This window comes from Microbacterium sp. Be9 (assembly GCF_011754135.1).
Classification (GTDB): domain Bacteria; phylum Actinomycetota; class Actinomycetes; order Actinomycetales; family Microbacteriaceae; genus Microbacterium; species Microbacterium maritypicum_A.
Map to the genome: position 1 here is coordinate 366,344 of NZ_WNWT01000006.1, position 17,550 is coordinate 383,893.

The window sequence follows — 17,550 nt, forward strand, 5'->3', positions numbered from 1 at the left end:
CCTCGCCAACCCCCGCGGCCTAGACTCTTCATATGGCTCAGCGGAACACCTGGCAGCGCGAACGTGTGCGCGAAGCACTCGCCGACGCGCGCGGATTCGTGAGCGCGCAGAGCCTGCACGCCGCGCTGCGCGACGACAACACCGGCATCGGCCTCGCCACCGTCTACCGTGCGCTGGCCGGACTCGCCGCCTCCGGAGACGCCGACTCGCTGCAGAGTCCCGAGGGCGAGGCGCTGTACCGCGCCTGCACCACGCAGGGCCACCATCACCACCTCATCTGCCGATCCTGCGGTCTGACCGTCGAGATCGAGGCCAAGGACGTCGAGCAGTGGGCGCACCGCACCGCGGCACTGCACGGCTTCACCGAGGCCGCCCACGTGGTCGACATCTTCGGGCTGTGCACCCCGTGTGCGAACAAGCGCGACGCCGAGAGGGCCGCGTCCGCGTGAGCTCCTCGGCAGCAACGGCGACCCGTCACGGCCACTCCCATCGCCCGGCGCCCTCGCCGCGATCGGCATGGATCGGCGTCGGCCTGGGCGCTGCCATCATCGCCGCGCTCTTCCTGATCGATGCCTTCCTGCCGACGCTGTTCCCCGCCTCGCTGCCCACCCGCGCGCAGGACGGGCTCACCCTCGCGCTGAGTGTGCTCATCGAAGCCCTGCCGTTCGTGATCCTCGGCGTGCTGCTCTCGATCGTGGTGCAGGTGTGGCTCCCGGCCGATGCGATCCACCGCTGGCTGCCGAAGCGCGCGTGGGCCCGCCGTGCGGTGCTGTCACTGTTGGGCATGCTGATCCCGGTGTGCGAGTGCGGCAACGTGCCCTTCGCCCGTGGCCTCATGATGCGCGGCCTCGCGCCGGCCGAAGCGATGACGTTCCTCATCGCCGCGCCGATCGTGAACCCGATCGTGATCCTCACCACGCACGCCGCTTTCGGCTGGGACGGTGGGATCCTCGTCGCCCGGCTCGCGGGCGGCTACCTCATCGCGAACCTCATCGGCTGGATCTACAGCCGCCACCCCGACCCGGACGGCATGCTCACCCAGCGCTTCGTCGACACCTGCGAGCTGGTCACCCACGAACCGGGCACGCCGGTACGCCGCAGCCTCACCCAGTTCCTGATCGAGCTGCGCGCCGTCATGCCCGCACTCGTGATCGGCTCTGCGCTCGCCGGAGCCGTGCAGGTACTGATCCCGCGCGAGTGGCTGCTCGCGATCGGGTCGAACCCGGTGCTGTCGATCGTCGCCATGATGGCGCTCGCGATGACGGTGGCCATCTGCTCGAACGTCGATGCGTTCTTCGCGCTCTCGTTCGCCTCGACGTTCTCGTCCGGCGCCCTCGTCGCCTTCCTGCTCGTCGGTCCGCTCGTCGACATCAAGATGCTGGCGCTCATGCGCACCACGTTCACCGCGCGCACGCTCGTCGGGATCGTCGGCATCGTGCTCGCCTCGGCTTTCGCGATCGGTATCGGGGTGAACGTCCTTGTCTGAGCAGACGGCGCGGTCCGAGCAGACCGCCACCCGCATACGTGCACTCGGCACCCGCTGGCTGGGGGTGGGGCTCGCGACCGTCATCTCGGTCGTCACCCTCGGCCTCGGTCTCACGGGGCGCCTCAACCTCTACATCAGCCCGGAGTCGGTGTGGTTCGCCTGTACCGCCGCGGTCGTGACCCTGGCCGGAGCGATCTGGTCGTGCACCCTCCCGTTGGGGGAGGAGGGCGACCACGGCCACGACCACGGGCCTGTGCCCGCTCCCGCAGTCCACGGCGACCGCGAGGGTGCGGATCAAGACGGTGCGGATCACGACGGTGCTGATCACGATGGTGCCCCGGCCTCCTCTCGCCGCGCGCTCGCCGGAGTCGCGGCCGTCGCCGGCGGAGTCATCGCCTCGGGTGTCGTCGTGGCGGGTCTCGTCCTGCCGCCGGCCTCCCTGTCGGTCGAGCTCGCGATGTCGCGCGCGGGAGAGCAGAGCGCATTGTTCGCCGGCGCGGACTCGGTCGCGCTCGGCGTGGCCGACACGTCGACGTTCGGCGTCGGCGACTGGGCGAGCGTCTTCACGGCGGCGACGAACACGGCCGCTTACGACGGCGCCGCGGTGAAGCTCACGGGCTTCGTGACGCCCGGCGCGTCGGGGGACGACGGTGTGAACCTGACCCGTCTGGTCATCACGCATTGCGTGATCGATGCCCAGACCGCCGTTCTGCCCGTCGATGTGAAGCCCGACGAGTACGCGACCGGCCAATGGGTCGAGATCACCGGCACCGTGCGCGCGGATGCCGACGGCAAGCTCCGCATCGAGCCGACCGATGTCGTCGCGATCGATGAGCCGGGAGACCCCTATGAGTACTGACGACGAGCGCCCAGAGGTGCCCGCCGTCCCGCGCACCCGCGCGGAGATGCGTGCAGCGCGAGAAGCTGCCGAAGCGGCGGAGGCCGAGCGGATCGACCGCGCGGTGGCGTCTGCCGACCATGTCGCACCGCCCGCCGACCAGCCCACCCCGGCCGATCGGCCGGGCGATCAGCAACCTGCCGGTGCAGACGAAGCGGCTGCGCGCGAGGCGGCTGCGCGCGAGGCGGCTGCGCGTGAAGCCGCTGCTCGTGAAGCCGCGGTCCGTGAGGCAGGTGACCGTGAGGTCGCGGAGCAGGAGGCCGCCGCCCGCAAGATGGCCGCCTTCGAGGCTGCGGCGCGCGAGGATGCGGAGGCGACCGCTCTTCCGCCCGTCCCCCTCGCGACCGAACCCGTGTTCGTCGGCGCCGCACCGGAACCCGTCGTCGAGAGCGCGGTGGCCGGTGCAGCGGCCGGTGCGGCGGCACATGACGCGACAGCGGACCCGTATGCGCCGCCGATCCCCCGCGCCGCCGCCGAGCGCCGGGTCCCGCCCCCGCCGGGGAGCCGACGCCGGTTCGTGCTCACGGTTGCCGCGGTCCTCGGGGTGCTCGTCGTCGTCGGGACGGGGTTGGGCATCGCCAGCCTCCTTCAGGGCCCGCGCATCAGCGATGTGCAGGTCGATGCGGCACAGGCGATCGAATCGTCCGGCAGCCGCGTGATCCTCACTGCGAACCAGGCACTCGCCGACATCGACCCGGCGCAGGTCACGGTCGAGCCGGAGGTGCCCTTCACGGTGGATGCCTCGGGGCGCGGCGTGGGCGTGCGATTCACGGTCCCGCTCGACGACTCGACCGAGTACACGGTCCGTGTCGCCGATGTGGTCGGTGCCGGCGGTGGCCCGAAGACGACGCTGACCACGAGCTTCACGACGCCGCCGTCGAACATCTTCCTGCTGCGTCGCGATGTCGCGGGCAAGGACAAGATCTTCCTCACCGACCTCAGCGGCGAGAAGGCCGTCCCGGTCTTCGAGCACGACAAGATCAACGACTTCCGCGCGACCTCCACGCAGCTCGTGGTGTCGGTCGAGGAGGACGACGGGTCCCGCCTGCTCGTGATGGACCGCGACGGCAAGAACCAGCGCGAGCTCACTCTTCCCGGTGAGGGATACGTGGGCGCGATCCAGGTCTCCGAACGCGGCGGCCTCGTCGGCTACAGCTACTCCGACAAGGAGCTCAGCGACACCGAGGGGCGTGCGAGCGTGCTGGTCACCCAGTCGCTGAGCGGCGATGACGACCCGCAGATCATCGAGGTCGCCGGCGCCGAGGCGAGCGTCTTCGTCTGGCAGTTCGTGCCCGACAGCGCAGCCGTGCTGTTCATCGACTTCGACGGAGCCCTCTCGCTCGTCGACCGTTCGACCGACACGGGTGTGCAGTCCCTCGGCCTCGCGGCCACCATCCAGGGGATCTCCCGCGGCACCTACACGGCGATCGTCGAACGGCTCGACGGGGCCGTGGTCGAACTCAATCTCGCAGACGGGTCGGAGCAGCCGCTCGCGGCATCCGATCCCGACTACGGGACGGCGAGCTCGATCACGCCGTATCCCGGTGGCACGTTGCGCCACGTGATCGCTCGCGACGACGAGGGGCTGCCGATCGGACAGGTGGTCGTGCGCGTCAACGACGACGGCGCGGCGACCCCGCTGGTCGAGGTCGGATCCACGGACTCGATCCTGCAGGCCTGCGCGTCGCCGAGCGGCCAGTACGCCGCCGTCGTCGTCGCTCCCGACCTGGCGAACAACGCCTACGACGGGATGCTGCTGCCGCTGCCCGAGAACGTCGAGACCCACCTGATCGACATGGCTTCCGGCAAGGAGATCGTCGCCCTCACCGGCTTCGACGCCTCGTGGTGCCAGACGGCTCCGCGCTTCTGAGATGACGGACGGTTCCGACCTCCTCCGCGGCGTCGACCTGCCGCACGAAAGCCTGCGCCGTGCCGTCCGTGCAGACCTGAGCGCCTCTGCGGTCGACGTCGCACCGCGCCTGCTCGGAGGCGAGCTGCGCACGGTCGTCACGATCGGGAGCGACTCCGTTCCCGTCGAGGTGCGGTTGCGCATCACGGAGGTCGAGGCGTACCACGGGCAGGGCACGGGCGAGATCCCCGATCCGGGTTCTCATGCGCGCATGGGGCGCACGGCCCGCAACTCCACGATGTGGGGCGAGCCGGGTCACCTGTACGTGTACCTGAGCCACGGCATCCACTCGTGCGTGAACGTCGTGTGCGGCCCTGAAGGGCAGGGCGACGGCGTGCTGCTCCGGGCGGGCGAGATCGTGAGCGGCACGGAGGCGGCGGCCCTCCGACGTGGCGTCGCGCTTCCCCTTCGGCGCACGACGCTGCGGGACCTCGCCCGCGGGCCGGGTCGTCTCGGACAGGCGGTGGGATTGCGGCATCCCGTGCACGACGGGATCGACGCGATCACGGGTGGGGAGCGTCGCGGAGCACGAGCCGAGCTGTGGCTGGGTCCGCAGCGGGACGACGTGGCCAGCGGTCCGCGCGTCGGTGTCGCCGGCGTCGCCGGGACCGCGGCTTTCCCGTGGCGCTTCTGGATCGACGCGGACCCGACGGTGTCGCCGTTCCGATGGGGCAGGGGCGCGGCCGAGGCTGCTGCCGAACTCGCTTCGGGGGAGCCGGGATCGACCGGGTCGGCACCCGTGCTAAGCTGAGTCTTTGTCTGCGCACACTCCTGTGCGCAGTTCGCGTGCTTCCCCTTCTGCGGCCGAGAGATCGGCGGGTCGTGGTTGCGTGCAGACAAGGGATCTTGGGTGGGGCCGTCCGGCCTCACGGTATAGAAGGAGTCACATCATGGCAGCAGTGTGCCAGGTGACCGGAGCTGTTCCCGGCTTCGGACACAATGTCTCGCACTCGCACCGCCGGACGAAGCGCCGCTTCGACCCGAACGTGCAGAAGAAGACGTATTTCGTTCCCTCGCTCGGTCGTAAGATCACGCTCAACGTGTCCGCCAAGGGCATCAAGGTGATCGACGTCCGTGGCATCGAGAACGTGGTCAAGGACCTCCAGGCGAAGGGTGTGAAGCTCTAATGGCCAAGAAGGCTCAGGACGTACGTCCGATCATCAAGCTGCGTTCGACGGCAGGTACGGGATACACGTACGTGACCAAGAAGAACCGCCGCAACACCCCCGACCGCCTCGTGCTCAAGAAGTACGACCCGGTCATCCGTCAGCACGTCGAATTCCGAGAGGAGCGTTGATCAATGGCTAAGAAGAGCAAGATCGCTCGCAACGAGCAGCGCAAGGTCATCGTGGAGCGTTACGCCGAGCGTCGCGCCGAGCTGAAGAAGACCCTGGTCGACCCGAACGCCACCGACGAGGCCCGCGAGGCCGCTCGCGTCGGCCTGCAGAAGCTGCCGCGCAACGCGTCGCCGGCTCGCGTGCGTTCGCGCGACGTCATCGACGGCCGCCCCCGTGGTGTCCTCACGAAGTTCGGCATCTCGCGTGTCCGCTTCCGTGACATGGCGCACCGTGGCGAGCTGCCCGGCGTGACCAAGTCGAGCTGGTAAGTCTCAGCAGACAGTCGAATGGGGCGAGGATCTTCGGATCCTCGCCCCATTCGCGTCCCCACCCTCACGTTCGCTCCGCGCCTGTGTCTCCTCTGTCTCGTGAAGCGCCACGCGAAGGGCGGACTTCTCGCTGATAGGCGGACTTCGGTGATGGGGTTCGCCGCCCATCACGAGGAAGTCCGCCCGAAGACTGCCCCTGCACAGCGAGTAGCCACTGCTAAGGAGTGAACAGAGGGCGGATCTGTGGCGCTGCGGGGCCGTCGAGGCGCGGCAGGCTCGAGGCATGGATGTCGTGCGCGCCCTCACAGCCAGGAACGGGATCGCGCGGGTCGTCACCATGCGCCGAGCGGGGGTCACCGAGCACGCGCTGCGGCAAGCGGTGCGCGCAGGGGCGGTGGTCTCGGTGTGCCGGGGGTGGGTGGGGCTCCCCGGTGCGGACCCGATGCTCGTCGCGGCGGCGAAGCGAGGAGTCGTGCTCAGTTGCGTCACCGTTGCCGCGCGGAAGGATCTGTGGGTGACGGCCGTATCGCGACCGCACCTGGCGGCACCCCCGAAGTCCGGTCACGCGAAGGATGCTCGTGGGGTCGTGCACTGGAGCCGGCCGATCTTCCCTCGAGATCCGGATCTGCTCGAGGACTCGATCGAGAACGCGCTCGTGCTCGTGGCGCGCTGTCAGCCATATGAAGATGCGCTCGCGACCTGGGAGTCCGCGATGCGGGCAGGGGCCGTGGACCCCGACGTGCTCGAACGGGCACCCCTGCCGCCGGCGGCGAGGCGGCTCCTGGGCGACGCCCGTCCCTTCGCCGACGCGGAGACAGAGACCATCTTCCGCACGCGGATGGCATGGCTGGACCTGCCGATCACGCCGCAGGTCTGGATCATCGGGCACCGAGTGGACTTCTTGATCGGCGAACGACTCGTCGTGCAGATCGACGGTGGGCATCATGTCGGACCCCAACGCACGAGCGATATCGCGCACGACGTCGAGTTGATGCTCCGCGGCTATCACGTGATCCGCATCGGCTACGACCAGCTCATGAACCACTGGGCGGACGTGCAGAGCCTGATCCTGGCTGCGATCGCTCAGCTCCTCCATCTCGCGCGCTGATCCTCGCACCTCTGCACACCGCGACGGGCGGAGAACTCCCCGTCGGGCGGAACCACTCAGGAACATCCTCCGCCCATCGGCGAGGACTCCTCCCCACGGGGGGCATGGGGGTGTGGGGACGGGGAGGACCCCGTCGCGCCGGCTTTCGCGCGCACGTCCAGCGCCGTGATCAAGGCGCACTGGCCCCGTTGAGGGCCTTGGTTTCTGTGACTGGAGTGACAAAAGTGACGCGACACGCCCAGTAATTGCCCAAAACCCGCGAAATGACGCGGAAATGAGGGTGGTGGTTGGTACATTCGAGGCGGTCGCTAGACCAGGAGCACCCGCTCCGATACCCACAACGATGCGACGGGATCTCGTCGCTGGAGGATGACATGGCTGACAAGTCCATCACCAAGACCGAGCTCGTCGCGAGCATCGCAAGCGCCACGGGCCAGAGCCAGGCCACCGTCTCCGGTGTCCTCGACTCGCTGTTCGCCACGGTCTCCGACGCTGTTGCCAAGGGCAGCAAGGTCTCCATCCCGGGCTGGATCTCCTTCGAGCAGGTCGACACCGCTGCTCGCACGGGCCGCAACCCGCAGACCGGCGCCGAGATCAAGATCCCGGCCGGCAAGCGCGTCAAGGTGACCGCTGGTTCCAAGCTCAAGGCTGCCGTCAAGTAATTCGACCGCACCTCTTCGAAGGCCGCTCCCGTTCCGACGGGAGCGGCCTTCGTGCTTTCTCACCGCCGGTCGCGCCTAGGCTGGAGGGGTGAGTTCCCGCAGCGAGTCGACGAGTCGGATTTCGGCGTATCGAATCGCGGGAATCGTCATCCTCCTGCTCGCCGCGATGGCAGCCCTCGTGCTGGCGCTGCTCGTCGGCGGAGGCGCCAAGCCGCCGCTCCTGCAGGATCCGGGGCCGTTCGTGCTCTGGGGCACGCCGATCGCCAAGCTCGTCATGAACATCTCGGGCGCGGTCATGCTCGGCTCGCTCGTGCTCGCGCTGTTCGGACTGCGCGCGGGGGACCGATCATTCGACGCCGCCCTGAACATCGCCTCGGTGGGAGCGGCCGTGTTCACGGTTTCCGCGGGTCTCGCCGGCTTTCTCGCCTTCATGGCCGCCTTCAACCCGAAGCTCAGCATCGAACGCGAGTTCGGCACGCAGCTCGGTCGATTCCTGCTGGAGCTGCCGCTGGGGCAGTCCTGGCTCATCACCACCATCTTCGGTGCGATCATCACGGTGCTGGCGTTCGCGTGGCGTTCGTGGACACCCACACTGATCACGGCCCTCCTCGCCGCCGCATCCTTCCTCCCGCTCGCGACTCAGGGCCATGCCGGCGACCTCGCCGGGCACAACATGGCCGTCAACTCGATCCTGTTGCACACGATCGGCGCCGCCGTCTGGCTCGGCGGTCTCCTGCTCCTGGTCCTGTTGCGCGGACGAGCCGATGTCGACACCGCGCAACTCGTCGGGCGCTATTCGTCGCTCGCGATCGCCGCTTTCGCCGTGGTCGCCGTGTCGGGCGTCACCCGGTCCATCGTCGCCGTCGGCAGCTGGGATGCGCTGTGGGCGACGCCCTACGGCTGGATCGTGCTGGCCAAGGTCGCACTCCTGGGGGGAATGGGGCTGCTGGGGGCCTGGTACCGCGCCCGCCTGATCCCCAAGCTCTCCGGTCAGCGCGCGGCCGGCTGGTTCTGGCTCCTCGTGCTGTGCGAGGTCGCGTTGATGGGTCTCGCCTCGGGTGCTGCCGCCGCACTCGCACGCACACCTCCCCCCACCGGGGAGGTCGCCGCGTTCGCCCAGACCCCCGCGCAGATCCTCACCGGCTCGACGCTGCCGCCGGAACTGACGATCGAGCGCTGGTTCACTGCCTGGGACTTCGACGTGCTCTGGCTCGTCGCCGCCGGCTTCGGACTGTTCCTCTACCTGGCAGGAGTGCGGCGACTGCGACTGCGCGGCGACCGCTGGCCGATCCATCGCACCGTGTTCTGGGTGCTCGGCATGCTGATGCTCGTCTGGGTGACCAGCGGGCCGCTCAACGCCTACCAGGAATACCTCTTCAGCATCCACATGATGGGCCACATGATGCTGTCGATGGCGATCCCGCTGCTGATGGTGTCCGGTGCCCCCATCACCCTCGCCCTGCGTGCGATCCACAAACGCGACGACGGCACCCGAGGCGGTCGCGAGTGGATCATGTGGGCCGTGCACTCGCCCTTCGCCCGCGTCGTGACGCACCCGTTCGTGGCGGCGGCGATCTTCATCCTGTCGCTCTGGGCGTTCTACTTCACCGACCTCGTGCGCTGGTCGATGTACGAGCACCTCGGCCATGAGTGGATGGTCATCCACTTCCTGATCTCGGGCTACCTCTTCGTGATGAGCCTGATCGGCGCCGACCCGGTGCCCTACCGTCTGCCCTACCCCGGTCGTCTGATCACCCTGATCGCCGTGATGGCGATGCACGCCTTCTTCGGCATCGCGATCATGATGCAGGAGGGCCTCATGGTGGCCGACTGGTTCGGATCGATGGGCCGTGACTGGGGCGTGGACCCGCTGCAGGATCAGTACGTGGGTGGCGGCATCGCCTGGTCGATCGGCGAGATCCCCACGCTCATCCTCGCGATCACGGTCGCGATCCAGTGGAGTCGCAGCGACACCAAGCTGCAGCGCCGCGCGGACCGGCACGCCGATCGTACGGGAGACGCCGAGCTCGAGGAGTACAACGCCAAGCTGGCTGCCCTCGCCGAGCGCGACGAGCGGGAGCAGCGCGCAGGCCGCTGAGGCCGGCTCGCTCGGGCGTCAGCCGACGGGCTGCTCTCCGGGGGAGCCGATCCTGATCGACGCGGTGCCGTCGGGAAGGATCGCGATCGTTCCCGTGAGCTGGAAGGGGACGTCTTCCGACAGCGGCTGGGTCTTGCCGTCGAACAGCGACTTGATGTCGACGTCGACGTGAGCGACCGCATCCGTCGTCGGGATCTGCCACTGCCCGCCGTCGGGGGTGACCGTGACCCGAGGCTGGGCCGCGATCGACCACTTCGGAGCCGAGGCGAGGCGGTTCGTGACCCGCAGGCCGAACGGGCAGGCCGTCGGCTGCAGCACCTCCTGCGTCGTGCACTCGGTGAGGAAAGCCTCGACGCGCTCCTGCACGACGTCGATGAACTCGTCGGTCGGCTCGGTCTGCACATCGAGCGGCGTGACGGCGAGGGGGGTGTCGGCGAGCACTCCGTGGCCGGAGGCCGTCGATATGGGGGTGTCCACCGTGATCGCATAGAGTCCGGGGGTGAACACCAGCAGCGGCAGCGGGTCGAGGGGGACGGCATCGGCACCGTCGATCGACACCTGACGCCGATCGACCTCGAACCCGTTCACGGCGAACTTGTCCGCACCGCGAACCGTGAGATCCACGACGGCCAGGGGGCTCGTCGTGAAACGCCAATGGGGGGTGACTCCCGCCCATCCGTCCTGTTCGATCAGGAATGTACTGGTCCCGGGGTGGCCGCTCGCCTGGTAGCTGACGGTGACGGCGGTGCCACCGTCTGCGGGTTTCTCCGACGTCACCGTCACGTCGGTCAGCGGCGCGAGCGCGGCGCGGCGGAGCATCGCCTCCGATGCCGCGGGGTCGATGCCCGCGGCATCGAGTGTCTCGCGGTCGATCGCGACCCCGGGAACACGCAGCGCGTCAGCGGCGCGACCGGAGGAGAGCAGGTCGAGGTAGCGGACCACGAACGCCGACGGCCCGTAGAACTGCTGATACAGCGTGACGCCGCCGGCTCCGAGTGCGGCGACGAGCATCATGCCGACGACAGCGAGCATCGCCAGGTCGACCCCCAGGCGCGCGCGCCGGGGCGCGCTCGCACGTGCCCGGTCCATGGCGTCAGTCTAGGAGGGCGTCCTGGGGGGACGCCGAGCGTCGGCGGGCGTGCGCGGATGCCGGGCCGTAGCATGGACGAGCGCCCTGTCCGCCCGCTGCCCCTGTGAGAACCGTGTCCCTTCCCGCCCTGTCCGAGGAGCAGCAAGAGCTGTTCCGCCTCATCGAGGACACCGGCGAGCACGTCTTCATCACCGGTCGAGCCGGGACCGGCAAGTCGACCCTCCTGCAGCATTTCGCGTGGAACACGAAGAAGCAGATCGCCATCTGCGCGCCCACGGGCGTGGCGGCGCTCAACGTCGAGGGGCAGACGATCCACTCGCTGTTCCGCCTGCCGATCGGTCTGATCGGGGACGCCGACATCGATCAGAACGACGCGACCCGTCGCATCCTGAACGCCATCGAGACGCTCGTGATCGATGAGATCTCGATGGTCAACGCGGATCTGATGGATGCGATCGACCGCTCCCTGCGCCAGGCGCGGGGGCGCAGGGGCGAGCCGTTCGGCGGCGTGCAGGTCGTCATGTTCGGAGACCCCTACCAGCTGGCGCCCGTGCCGCCCCGCGGCGATGAGGCCCGCTACGTGCAGGACCACTACCGCTCGTTCTGGTTCTTCGATGCGAAGGTGTGGGCAGGGACCGGCGGCGGTACCGGCGAGTCCGATCAGGACGGACTCTTCGCGGTCGACTCGCGGGCCGAACTGCACGTGCGCGAACTCGTGCAGATCCACCGCCAGTCCGACGACGGGTTCAAGGCCATGCTGAACGCCGTGCGCTACGGACGGGTCACCGCCGAGATCGCCGGGGTGCTGAACGCCCAGGGAGCGCGGACGCCACCGGACCCGGAGCCGGGGGAGGTGCCGATGATCACGCTCGCGACCCGCAACGACATCGTGAACAGCATCAACAGTCGTCACCTGGCCGCATTGCCGGGCAAGGAGCAGACCGCACGTGCCGAGGTGAGCGGAGACTTCGGGCGGGGCGAGGCCGCGCTCCCCGCCGAGTCGGAGCTGAAGCTGAAGGTCGGAGCGCAGGTCATGTTCCTGCGCAACGACACCGCGATGTCGGGGGAGCCGCCGCGGTGGGTCAACGGCACCATCGGGACGGTCGTACGCATCCTCGGCAGCGCTGTGCGTGTCGACATCGACGGCGAGGAGGTCGACGTCGAACCGGCCGTGTGGGAACGGTTCCGCTACGCGTACGACCAGAACACCAAGAAGCTCTCCCGTGACGTGGTCGCGGAGTTCACCCAGTTCCCGTTGCGCTTGGCGTGGGCGGTCACGATCCACAAGTCGCAGGGCAAGACCTACGAGCGGGCGATCATCGACCTCGGCTCCGGGGCGTTCGCACCGGGGCAGACCTACGTCGCGCTCAGCCGGCTGACCTCGCTCGACGGGCTCTACCTGTCGCGTGCGCTGCGACCCCGTGACATCCGGGTGGACGAAGACGTGCGTCGATTCATGCGTGACGCCTGGCTCGCGGCGTCGACCCCGGAGCTGCCGAAGGGCTGAGCCCCCGGCTCGGGTGCAGACTCAGGCAGCGGCGCGCGCGCGGTCGAGGTCTTCGAACAGCTCGGTGTTGAAACGGTAGGCGAGGAGCACCTCGTCGATCACGCGCTCGCGCTCGGCATCGTCCCAGGGAGCGGCGTCGAGCTGCTCGCGGTACACGTCCTTGAAGGCGGCCGGATCCGCGATGTCGTCGAACAGGTAGAAGCCGATGCCGTTGGTCTCGAAGCCGAAGCGGCGTGCCATCACGCGTCCGATGAAGATGCCTCCGGAGAGGTCGCCGAGGTAGCGGGTGTAGTGGTGGGCGACGAAACCGCCGGCCCACGTGGCGCCCACCTGACGGATGCGGTCGACGTAACGCTGCGTGGTGGGCAGCGCGACGATCCGCTCACGCCAGTCGGCACCGAGCAGGAACTCGAGGTCGGCTTCGAGCGCGGGTAGACGCGTGAGTTTGTCGGTGATGAAGACCGAGGCGACCGGATCCTGGCGCATGCGCTCGCCGGCGCCCTCGAGGGCCTCGTAGATGAAGTAGTGCTGTGCGACGAGGGAGATGTAGTCCTCGCGCGATCCCTCGCCCTTCAGGAGGTCGGACATGAAGCCGGCGGTCTCGCTGCGGGAGTGCGATCCGGACGAACGCTCGCGCAGGGCGGCGGAGAAGGAGAGGATCTCGGGCATGAGGCCAGTGTAAGGGTTACCTAACCCCGGAGGGAAGCCGGATCCGTCAGGCGTGCGGGCGAGGTTCGACGCCGAGCCGGGCGCAGGCGGCGTCATACAGCGCCACGACCTCACGGCGCACCGAGGGGCGGTCGTCGATCGGGCCGCCGGGCCACGGCACGCGCAACTCGGTGACGGCGCCGTCGCGCGTGATCTCCCACAGCCCGCCGTCCCCGTCGAAGCCGGTCATGATCGATGCGGTGATCTCCGCACCCGACGGCTCCGCGAACGCCCGGGCGATGAGGATGTTGTCATCGGTGTGGTCGCCGTTCATGTGGCGGAGGACGGCGGTGATCACGTCGGCATCGAAGGTGTGGGGCATGACGACAACCTTATGCGGGGCTCGGCGTCTGCTCCGGGGCCGACTTTCAGCATCGGCGCTCTAGACTCGGGAGACACGTCTTCGGGGGTTCTTTCCATGCAGCTTCTCTCGTCGCGCCGGTGGCGCGCCGCAACGGCCACGGCGGCCGTGCTCGCTCTCGTTCTCACCGGATGCTCTTCCGAGGAGTCCTTCTCGTACACGCCCCCCGCTCAGGTCGACGGGGCGCTCCCCGATGACACGGTCGCCGCGATGCAGGCCGCCGTCGACAACGCCCTCGTCGCGTCGGGTGCGTCGGGCGCGATCGTCGGTGTCTGGGCGCCGTGGAGCGGGAGCTGGGTGGCCGGCATCGGCACGCAGGACCGCGAGGGCGGAGCCGAGGTGTCGACCGACATGTCCTTCCGCATCGCCGATGTGACCCGTCTGATGACCTGCGACGTGCTCTATGCCCTCGCCGACCGCGATGTGGTCGAACTCGATGCGAACGTCGCGGACTACGTCTCGGGTGTCGCCGACATGCGAGACGAGGGCATCACCCTCCTCGACCTCTGCAACGGCACCAGTGGGGCGGGATCCTCCGAGGGAACCGTCAAGTCGGCGTGGCTGAACACCCCCGACCGGGTCTGGTCTCCTCTGGAGCTGGCCGGTTTCGGCCTGGCGCGTGAGCGCGTCGCCCCGCACACCACCTTCCGCGACTCGGATGCCGGCTACCTCCTGCTGGGGCTGGCCCTCGAACGCGCCTCGGGGATGACCGCCTCCGAGCTGATCGCCGAGTACGTCACCGAGCCCCTCGGGCTCCCGGACACCTCACTGCCGAGCCCGACCCCTGCGCCGCCGGGAACCGGAGCGGTACTGAACGGTCATTTCCTCAACGCCGTCGAAGGCGGGTTCGACTGCGCCGCCCCCGTCGACATCACGAAGCTGTCGTCCAGCTCGGGCTTCACCGACTCCGGTGTCGTGTCGACCATCACCGACCTGGGGCGCTACGCACAGGCGGAGGCGCAGCAGGCGCTGCGCACCAAGGAGAAGCCGGACCGCTTCGGTGAGCCGCTCCCGGCTGCCGACGGAGCCGAGTCCTGGTTCCAGGCCACGGGTGGTGCCTACCTCGTGGGATCGATGATCGGTCAGCACGGCTGGACGCCCGGATACGCGACGGCGGCGTACTCCGACCCTGCCACCGGGTTCACCGTGGCCGTCGTGCTCAACGACTCGACGGCCGGGGCGCAGTTCGCCCAGCAGCTCTCGTGGGAACTCGCCGCCATCGCCTCCAAAGCCCCGGCCGCTGCGGGGCAGACCGCGCCCGAGTTCGGCCTTCCGTTCACGGCCGAGCAGTACCACCAGGCGATCGCCGATACCGCGATCCCCTGCGTGGCCCCGCCCGCCGCGCAGTGATCCCGCTCTGACCGACAGGAACGCGAAGGGGCGACGATGGCGATCATCGACAATGCGATCTACGTGGATGGCGTCCGCACCGAGAATCCGGTGACCCTCAGCGAGACCTTCGAGCGCATGCGGGAGCGCGGCGGCATGGGGTGGATCGGGCTCTATCGGCCGAGCGAGGAGGAGATCCGCGCGGTCGCGGACGAGTTCGGCATCCATGCGCTCGTCGTGGAGGACGCCCTCTCCGGTCACCAGCGCGCCAAGCTCGAGCGCTACGGCGAGGTGCTGTTCATGGTGCTGAGGCCGGCGCGTTATCTCGACGACGTCGAGGAGGTCGAGTTCGGCGAGGTGCACGTGCTCGTCGGCCCCGACTTCGTCGTGACGATCAGGCATGCGGAGTCACCGGACCTCGCGCGCGTCCGCCGACGGCTGGAGGCCGACCCCGCCCTCCTCGCCCGTGGTCCCGAGGCCGTGATGTACGCGATCCTCGATGAGGTCGTCGACGAGTACACGCCCGTCCTCGCCGGGCTCGAGAACGACATCGACGAGATCGAGAGCCAGCTGTTCGAGGAGAACACCGACGCCACCCAGCGCATCTACGACCTGGGGCGGGAGGTCATCGACTTCCAGCGGGCCACGCAGCCGCTGTCGGGCATGCTGGAGGCCCTGCTGCGCGGGTCGGACAAGTACCAGGTGACCGAAGAGCTGCAGCGGTATCTCCGCGACGTGCTGGATCACACCCTGCGCGTCAGTGACCGCGCCACGACGTTCCGCACCGTCCTCGACAACGCGCTCACCGTCGAGTCGACGATCGTCGCGCGTCGCCAGAACGAGGAGATGCGGCGGATGACGGAGCTCAGCATCCGTCAGAACGACGAGGTCAAGAAGATCTCGGGATGGGCGGCGATCCTGTTCGCCCCGACGCTCGTCGGCACGATCTACGGCATGAACTTCGATCACATGCCCGAGCTGCACTGGCTTCTCGGTTACCCGATGGCGGTCGGGATGATGATCGCGCTGGGCTTCGGGCTCTACGCGGCCTTCAAGCGCAAGGGCTGGCTCTAGAGCCGGGCCGCGCGTCAGTCCTCGGAATCGGCCTCGGAATCGGCCTCGGGCATCCCGGGACCGGGCCCCGGACGCACCGGTGCCCCCGGCGCGATGTCGATGCGGGTGTTGCCGTCGTGCTCACTGACCTCGACGCGGGGTGCGGCGTCGGCCTCGGTGGCGTCCGGTGCGGACGTCAGCTGATCGTGCCGCTTCTCCGCGCTCGTCATCTCGTCGGCGGACGTGTGCTCAGGCGTGCTCATGGTTCTCCTTCTGGTCGTGGACGGGCTCGCCGTCGGGGCGGGCGTTCTTCTTCTCCGAATGCTTCCTGCCCCAGCGCGCCAGCACGTACAGCGCGCCTCCGACGGCGAGCAGTATCGCGCCGAACAGCCAGACGGCCGGTCGCTGCTGGGTGAGGAGCAGGATGCAGGAGCCGACGCCGAGCACGGGGACGAAGGTCCACACGCGGAAGTGATCGTTGTCGACGCGGTCGCGACGCAGTACCAGCACGGACACGTTGACGCTGAGGAAGACGACGAGGAGGAGCAGGACCACCGTCTCGGCGAGCGTCGCCAGATCGCCGACGAGCGTCAGCCCCATCGCCACGAGGGTGGTGGTGAGGATCGCGACCCAGGGGGTCTTCCGCTTCGGGAGCACGCGGCCGAGGGCGGCGGGCAGCAGGCCCTGCTCGGCCATGCCGTAGGTGAGACGGCTGACCATGATCATCGTCAGCAGTGCGCCGTTGGCGACCGCGACGAGCGCGATGAGGCTGAACAGCCAGGAGGGGATGCTGACGCCGGTGGCCTCGACCACGGCGAGCAGGGGACCGCTCGACTCCTGCAGTTCTGCGGCTGGGAGGGCGATCGAGCTCGCCAGACCGACGAGCACGTAGACCGCTCCGGCCGTGAACAGGGCGCCGAAGAGGGCACGAGGGTACGTCCGGCGCGGATCCTTCACCTCTTCGATCATGTTCGCAGACGTCTCGAACCCGACGAACGAGTAGTAGGCGATGACGGCACCGGACAGCACTGCGACGGCGACGCTCGTCCCTTCCGGCGCCTCCGCGACACGGGAGACGTCGCCGCCTCCGCCGCCCACGAAGACCGCGACCACGGCGATCACGATGACCAGGCCGCTCAGCTCGATCGCGGTCATCACGAGGTTCGCGCCCATGGATTCGCGGATGCCGCGGGCGTTCAGGAGGCCGACCAGGGCGAGGAAGGCGATCGCGACCGGGATCGTCGGCAGATCCAGGAACGTGCCCAGGTAGTCGCCCGCGAACGCGATGGCGAGGCCGGCCGCACTCGTGACTCCTGCGGCGAGCATGCTGAATCCCACCAGGAACGACACCAGCGGACTGTGGAATGCGCGCTCCGCGAAGACGGCGGCTCCTCCGGCGCGCGGATACTTCGTGACGAGTTCCGCATAGGAACCTGCCGTGAGCATGGCGAGCAGCAGCGCCAGGAGCAGAGGCGCCCACAGCATCCCGCCCACCTTCTCGGAGAGCACCCCCATCAGGGCGTAGATGCCTGCGCCCAGCACGTCCCCGAGGATGAACGCGAACAGGAGGGGACCGGTGATCGCCCTCCGCAGCCGGGTCGAGGTCTCGGCGGCGGGCGCGGTCTCCGTGGTCATCCTCGAACGGTACGGGGAAGGGCGAAGAGCGGCCATGGGGTTGACATCGCTCGCCCCCGCCATTGCCCCGAGATCGGTATCCGTGATTCCATCGGGGCAT

19 protein-coding genes are annotated in these 17,550 nt (G+C 68.9%); 14 read left to right on the top strand and 5 right to left on the bottom strand.

Annotation, left to right across the window (positions count from 1 at the left end; genetic code table 11):
• Window positions 1-32: 32 nt before the first annotated feature.
• The 11 genes from GLO27_RS12590 to GLO27_RS12640 all read left to right on the top strand — a co-directional run bounded on the left by GLO27_RS12590 (window position 33) and on the right by GLO27_RS12640 (window position 9,767).
• Window positions 33-449, top strand: a complete 417-nt coding sequence (locus tag GLO27_RS12590) for a transcriptional repressor (RefSeq protein ID WP_021201611.1) — start codon at window positions 33-35, stop codon at window positions 447-449.
• Window positions 446-1,486 carry a permease gene (locus tag GLO27_RS12595; RefSeq protein ID WP_292776960.1) on the top strand — a complete coding sequence of 347 codons (1,041 nt, stop codon included), beginning with the start codon at window positions 446-448 and terminating at the stop codon, window positions 1,484-1,486. The genes GLO27_RS12590 and GLO27_RS12595 overlap by 4 nt, the downstream gene beginning before the upstream one ends.
• Window positions 1,479-2,345, top strand: a complete 867-nt coding sequence (locus GLO27_RS12600; RefSeq protein WP_208323785.1) for a TIGR03943 family protein — start codon at window positions 1,479-1,481, stop codon at window positions 2,343-2,345. Before GLO27_RS12595 ends, GLO27_RS12600 begins: the two co-directional genes overlap by 8 nt.
• Window positions 2,335-4,254, top strand: a complete 1,920-nt coding sequence (locus GLO27_RS12605) for a hypothetical protein (RefSeq protein ID WP_243844836.1) — start codon at window positions 2,335-2,337, stop codon at window positions 4,252-4,254. The genes GLO27_RS12600 and GLO27_RS12605 overlap by 11 nt, the downstream gene beginning before the upstream one ends.
• A 1-nt stretch (window position 4,255) precedes the next feature.
• Window positions 4,256-5,044: a DNA-3-methyladenine glycosylase gene (locus GLO27_RS12610; protein WP_167255187.1), complete on the top strand. Its 789-nt coding sequence runs from the start codon at window positions 4,256-4,258 to the stop codon at window positions 5,042-5,044.
• Window positions 5,045-5,183: 139 nt separating this feature from the next.
• Entirely contained in the window at window positions 5,184-5,420 is a 237-nt protein-coding gene (gene rpmB, locus GLO27_RS12615) for a 50S ribosomal protein L28 (RefSeq protein ID WP_017203559.1), read from the top strand.
• A complete protein-coding gene (rpmG, locus tag GLO27_RS12620; protein ID WP_017203558.1) occupies window positions 5,420-5,590 on the top strand; it encodes a 50S ribosomal protein L33 in 171 nt (56 codons plus the stop codon). Before rpmB ends, rpmG begins: the two co-directional genes overlap by 1 nt.
• Window positions 5,591-5,593: 3 nt before the next feature.
• Window positions 5,594-5,899 carry a 30S ribosomal protein S14 gene (gene rpsN, locus GLO27_RS12625; protein WP_017829734.1) on the top strand — a complete coding sequence of 102 codons (306 nt, stop codon included), beginning with the start codon at window positions 5,594-5,596 and terminating at the stop codon, window positions 5,897-5,899.
• A gap of 283 nt (window positions 5,900-6,182) precedes the next feature.
• Complete coding sequence (locus tag GLO27_RS12630) at window positions 6,183-7,007, top strand: DUF559 domain-containing protein (RefSeq protein ID WP_167255189.1); 825 nt, start codon at window positions 6,183-6,185, stop codon at window positions 7,005-7,007.
• A 374-nt stretch (window positions 7,008-7,381) separates the two neighbouring features.
• Window positions 7,382-7,669, top strand: a complete 288-nt coding sequence (locus tag GLO27_RS12635; protein ID WP_017203554.1) for an HU family DNA-binding protein — start codon at window positions 7,382-7,384, stop codon at window positions 7,667-7,669.
• 166 nt (window positions 7,670-7,835) lie between these two features.
• Window positions 7,836-9,767 (top strand): cytochrome c oxidase assembly protein, encoded by a 1,932-nt coding sequence (locus GLO27_RS12640; RefSeq protein ID WP_136024780.1) that lies wholly within the window; start codon window positions 7,836-7,838, stop codon window positions 9,765-9,767.
• 18 nt (window positions 9,768-9,785) lie between these two features.
• On the opposite strand, the gene GLO27_RS12645 is transcribed toward GLO27_RS12640, so the two are convergent.
• Window positions 9,786-10,856, bottom strand: a complete 1,071-nt coding sequence (locus GLO27_RS12645) for a hypothetical protein (RefSeq protein WP_167255191.1) — start codon at window positions 10,854-10,856, stop codon at window positions 9,786-9,788.
• Between the two features lie 113 nt (window positions 10,857-10,969).
• On the opposite strand from GLO27_RS12645, the gene GLO27_RS12650 reads away from it, so the two are divergent.
• A complete protein-coding gene (locus GLO27_RS12650) occupies window positions 10,970-12,364 on the top strand; it encodes a DEAD/DEAH box helicase (protein ID WP_167256163.1) in 1,395 nt (464 codons plus the stop codon).
• Between the two features lie 21 nt (window positions 12,365-12,385).
• On the opposite strand, the gene GLO27_RS12655 is transcribed toward GLO27_RS12650, so the two are convergent.
• The gene (locus GLO27_RS12655) at window positions 12,386-13,033 is read right to left on the bottom strand and encodes a biliverdin-producing heme oxygenase (RefSeq protein WP_021201620.1); all 648 of its coding nucleotides are present in this window, start codon (window positions 13,031-13,033) and stop codon (window positions 12,386-12,388) included.
• 46 nt (window positions 13,034-13,079) lie between these two features.
• Entirely contained in the window at window positions 13,080-13,394 is a 315-nt protein-coding gene (locus GLO27_RS12660; protein ID WP_167255193.1) for a DUF2470 domain-containing protein, read from the bottom strand.
• A gap of 96 nt (window positions 13,395-13,490) precedes the next feature.
• Here GLO27_RS12660 and GLO27_RS12665 point away from each other — a divergent pair, with 96 nt between their 5' ends.
• Complete coding sequence (locus GLO27_RS12665; protein WP_021201622.1) at window positions 13,491-14,783, top strand: serine hydrolase domain-containing protein; 1,293 nt, start codon at window positions 13,491-13,493, stop codon at window positions 14,781-14,783.
• 36 nt (window positions 14,784-14,819) lie between these two features.
• Window positions 14,820-15,836, top strand: coding sequence for a magnesium/cobalt transporter CorA (gene corA / locus GLO27_RS12670; RefSeq protein ID WP_021201623.1), 1,017 nt, complete (start codon window positions 14,820-14,822; stop codon window positions 15,834-15,836).
• Window positions 15,837-15,850: 14 nt separating this feature from the next.
• On the opposite strand, the gene GLO27_RS12675 is transcribed toward corA, so the two are convergent.
• A complete protein-coding gene (locus GLO27_RS12675) occupies window positions 15,851-16,078 on the bottom strand; it encodes a hypothetical protein (protein ID WP_021201624.1) in 228 nt (75 codons plus the stop codon).
• Window positions 16,065-17,450, bottom strand: a complete 1,386-nt coding sequence (locus tag GLO27_RS12680) for an APC family permease (protein ID WP_021201625.1) — start codon at window positions 17,448-17,450, stop codon at window positions 16,065-16,067. The genes GLO27_RS12675 and GLO27_RS12680 overlap by 14 nt, the downstream gene beginning before the upstream one ends.
• Window positions 17,451-17,550 lie beyond the last annotated feature (100 nt).